This is a genomic window from Streptomyces sp. NPDC059668 (assembly GCF_042734135.1).
Classification (GTDB): domain Bacteria; phylum Actinomycetota; class Actinomycetes; order Streptomycetales; family Streptomycetaceae; genus Streptomyces.
Genome location: NZ_JBHWEL010000054.1, coordinates 33,395 through 37,168 on the forward strand (window position 1 = coordinate 33,395; position 3,774 = coordinate 37,168).

General features: G+C 73.0%; 3 protein-coding genes. 1 reads left to right on the forward strand and 2 read right to left on the reverse strand.

Translation table 11 applies throughout. The features are described 5' to 3' along the window. Positions 1–535 precede the first annotated feature (535 nt). Both ACFV2J_RS30315 and ACFV2J_RS30320 read right to left on the reverse strand, forming a co-directional pair. Complete coding sequence (locus tag ACFV2J_RS30315; RefSeq protein WP_385441607.1) at positions 536–1,378, reverse strand: NAD(P)H-binding protein; 843 nt, start codon at positions 1,376–1,378, stop codon at positions 536–538. 212 nt (positions 1,379–1,590) lie between these two features. Next, complete coding sequence (locus tag ACFV2J_RS30320) at positions 1,591–2,832, reverse strand: helix-turn-helix transcriptional regulator (RefSeq protein ID WP_385089078.1); 1,242 nt, start codon at positions 2,830–2,832, stop codon at positions 1,591–1,593. A gap of 176 nt (positions 2,833–3,008) precedes the next feature. Here ACFV2J_RS30320 and ACFV2J_RS30325 point away from each other — a divergent pair, with 176 nt between their 5' ends. Then, on the forward strand, positions 3,009–3,632 hold the full coding sequence (locus ACFV2J_RS30325; protein WP_385089081.1) for a TIGR03086 family metal-binding protein: 624 nt from the start codon (positions 3,009–3,011) through the stop codon (positions 3,630–3,632). Positions 3,633–3,774: the final 142 nt, after the last annotated feature.

Genomic DNA, 3,774 nt, shown 5'->3' on the forward strand with positions numbered 1-3,774 from the left:
CGCGCCGCATATGGGGCCTTTTTCGGGCGCGTCTTTTTGCCCGGTTTCGCCCGGGGGGGGGGGTGTGGGGCGCCCCCCGGGCGCGCGGGGCCCGGGCGGGGCCGCCGCCGTTCGTGGCCGACCTCGTCCCTGGCCGACCTCGTCCCTGGCCGACCTTGTTCGTGACCGACCTCGCCCTGGCCGTCCTCGTCCCCGGCCGACCCCGTCCGTGACCGACCTTGTTCGTGACCGACCTTGTTCGTGACCGACCTCGTCCCCGGCCGACCTCGTCCCTGGCCGACCTTGTTCGTGGCCGACCTTGTCCGTGGCCGACCTCGTTCACGGTCGGCGTCGTCCACGCCTGCGTCGTCCACGGTCGCCGAGCCTCGTGGCCGTCGCCCCCGTGGTCGACGGCGGCTCAGGGCCGCCGTCGGTCCTGAGGCGCCGTCGGCCGTGGACCGCCGGACGCCCGCTGCCGCGGGGGATTGCGCAGCAGGTGTCCGGCGGCGGTTCGGGGGCGGGGGAGGCGCGAAGGTGGCGGGAGGCCGCCGTGCGGCTACTTGAAGGCCGGGAGGCTGCGGGCGACCCAGCCGGAGAAGGGCGTCGCGGGACGGGACAGGATCCTCTCCACGTCGGGGCTGACCCGCTGTTCGGCGGGGAGCGGTTCGCCGAGGATGTCCAGCGTGCCGGGGATGACCTCCTCGGGCATGAACTGCGCCATGTGGGCGTGGGCGGCCTCACGGGTCAGTTCCACGAAGGTCACTTCGTCGCCGGTCGCCTCCGCGATCACCTCGGCCTGCCGGCGCGGAGTGATCGCTTCGGGACCGGTCAGCTCGTACGTACGGCCGGCGTGCCCGTCCTCCCGCAGCACCACCGCGGCGGCCGCGGCGATGTCCGCCGGGTCGACGACCGGCAGCGCCACGTCGCCGAAGGGGGCGAAGACCGTGCGGTCGGCGCGGACCGACTCCGCCCACGCGAAGGCGTTGGAGGCGAAACCGCCGGCGCGCAGGATGGTGAAGTCCAGGCCGGAGCCGCGCACGGCCTCCTCGAACTCGCGCAGCCTGCCGTGCGAGGCGACACCGGGACGGGTGGCGTTGATCTGCGAGGAGAGCAGGACCACCCGCTTGACCCCGGCGTCCGCGGCCGCCGTCAGCAGCTCGGTGGCGGCCTCTCCGTGGCCGAGCAGTTCGCCGGCGAGCAGGATGAAGAAGGCGTCGGCGCCTTCGAGGACCGGCCGCATGCTCCGCGCGTTCCCGAGGTCGGCCTGGGCGTGCCGGACCCCCTCGGCCGGGGAGGGCAACGGGCGGCGCGAGACCGCCACGACCTGCTCCCCCGCCTCGGTCAGCGCCTCGATCAGCGGACGCCCGACGTTCCCGGTGGCTCCGGTGACGACAATCATAAAAGCTCCCTAGTGCGTTGATCCGTGGTCAGTAGTCATCGGTCAGTAGTCATCGGCCAGCAGTCATCGGCCCGTGCTCGTCAGTCAGCAGTCAGCAGTCACCGGTCAGCAGTCATCGGTCCGTCAGCCGGTCGGCAGTCATCGGCCGACCGTCGTCAGTCGGTGGCAGGCGGCCGGAGTGAGTGGTCGGCGGTCGGGGCGACAGGACCTTCTCAGCGGGTCGCAGCCATGACCGGGACGTTAGCATCGTCAACATAGTAGGTACCTACAGGAAAGCGACTATCCCTTCGCGCGCCGTCGGGGCGCGCGCCGTCGGGACGCCCGTCGTCGGGGCGCGCGTCTTCGGCGCGCCCGCCGTACACCGCGGTGAGCGACCGGCCGAGACGTACGAGCGACTCGCGCGCCTCGGGAGGGTCGAGCACCTCGATCCGGGCGCCGAGGCCCGCCAGTTGGGCCGCCAGCACCTCCACCGAGGGGCCCTCGGCGGTGAAGGCGACCCGGCCGTCGGGCTGGACCTCGCCCGTGCGGAGCCGGCCGCCGAGCAGGTTCCGCAGCACCGGAAGGGCGTCCGGGTCGGCATGGGCCCGTACGCTCGCCGCGGACAGTCGTCGCTCCACCTCGGACGTCAGCTCCCGCCACGCGGAGGCGAGTTCGAACCCCTCCGGACGACACACCGGCGCACCGGTCGGCTCCACGGAGGTGACCCGGCTGAGCCGGAAGGTGCGCAGCCCCTCCCCGGTCCCCGCCACCAGGTACCAACGACCCGCCTTGGACACCAGCCCGAGTGGATCCACCGTCCGCTCGCCGGTCACCCGCGCATCCGGCCACCGCGCATCCGGCCGCCGCCCACCCGGCCGCCGCTCGCCCGAGCCGCTTTCACCCAATCCCCCTCCAACCGAGGCCCCTTCACTCAGGCCGCTTTCACCCAATCCCCCTTCACCCAGGTCGCCCTCGCCCAAGTCGCCTTCCACCGCGTCCCGGTCGGCCTGCGCGTATCCCAGCCGGACCTGCCGGCCGTCCAGCACCGCACGTTCCAGGGCGTGCCGGTGGGGTCCGCTGCTGCCCGCCGTGCGTGACCAGTCGAGGCCGTCGACGAGAATGGCCTTGGCGGCGGCCTCCGCATGCGGCCGCATGGGCGCGGGCACCGCTCGCATCAACTTGCGTAACGCGGCCCGCAGTTCGGGAGAGGCGGACAGCGGCCCCGCCGCCAGGAACAGCGCCCCGACCTCCCGTGAGGTGAAACCGGTCAGATCGGTGCGGGCACCGCCGACCAGGCTCCAGCCTCCGCCCCTGCCCCGCTGCGAGTAGACGGGGACGCCCGCGCTGGTGAGCGCCTCCAGGTCGCGGCGCGCGGTCCGCTCGGACACCTCCAGTTCCCCGGCCACCTCGCGCACGGTCACCCGGCCCCGCGCCTGGAGCAGCAGCAGGGTCGCCACCAGACGGTCGGCCTTCACGAGGCGCCCCCCTTCACCACCGACGAGCCCCCTCCGAACGCGAGCGACGGCCCCCGGCACACTGAACCCTGCTGCTTTTTAAGCTGCTTTGAGCCACTCCATACATTTTCGGCACCATTGGAGACGGCTTCGTTAAGAGGCCACAAGATGACCTGTTTGACCTCGACGATGAACACATGACTCACGACACGACTCACGACATGGCCGGGACCGCGCGACCCGCCGCCCCGCCCGCCGACCCCCGGGGCGGTCTGTTCAAGGCCGTCGAACTGACCGGCCGCACGCTCGCCGCGCTCCGCCCCGAGCAGTACGACACCGTCACCCCGTGTCCCGACTACACGGTCCGCGACATGGCCAACCACGTGGTGTCGGTGCTGCGCCGGGTCGCCGTCCTGGGCGCCGGCGGCTCCTTCATGAGCGTTCCGCACTTCGCCGAGGACGTCGCCGACGGGGACTGGGCCGAGGCCTGGACCGCGGCGGCGCGGGAGTTCGACGCGGTCTGGCAGGACCCGGCCGTGCTGGGCCGCCAGATCGGTCTGCCCTGGGGCCCGGTCCCCGGTGTGGTGGCCTCGGTGATCTACACCAACGAGTTCGTTCTGCACGCCTGGGACCTGGCGAAGGCCACCGGCCAGACCCCCGTGTGGGACCCGGAGATGCTCGCCGCGCCGCTGGCCTCCATGCACCGGGCCGTGCCCGCGGAACCCCGCGGCGGCCAGGTGCCGTTCGGACCGGTGGTGGAGGTGCACGAGGACGCTCCCGACATCGACAGGCTGGTGGGCTGGTACGGCCGCCGTCCCTGACGGGGCGACGGAGCGGACGCCCCGGTGAGCGGGCCGCCGGGCGAGCGGACCGTCGGGTGTACGGGGCCCCCGTCATAGGTGCCGCGGCCCCCCGCGGGGCGCCGGGGCCCAATAAAAAACCGGCTCACAAGTAACAACCGGC

What these genes read in the sequence shown, in the direction of transcription:
- ACFV2J_RS30315 (WP_385441607.1), bottom strand. Translation starts at nt 1,378, where the DNA reads ATGATTGTCGTCACCGGAGCCACCGGGAACGTCGGGCGTCCGCTGATC.
- ACFV2J_RS30325 (WP_385089081.1), top strand. Translation starts at nt 3,009, where the DNA reads ATGACTCACGACACGACTCACGACATGGCCGGGACCGCGCGACCCGCC.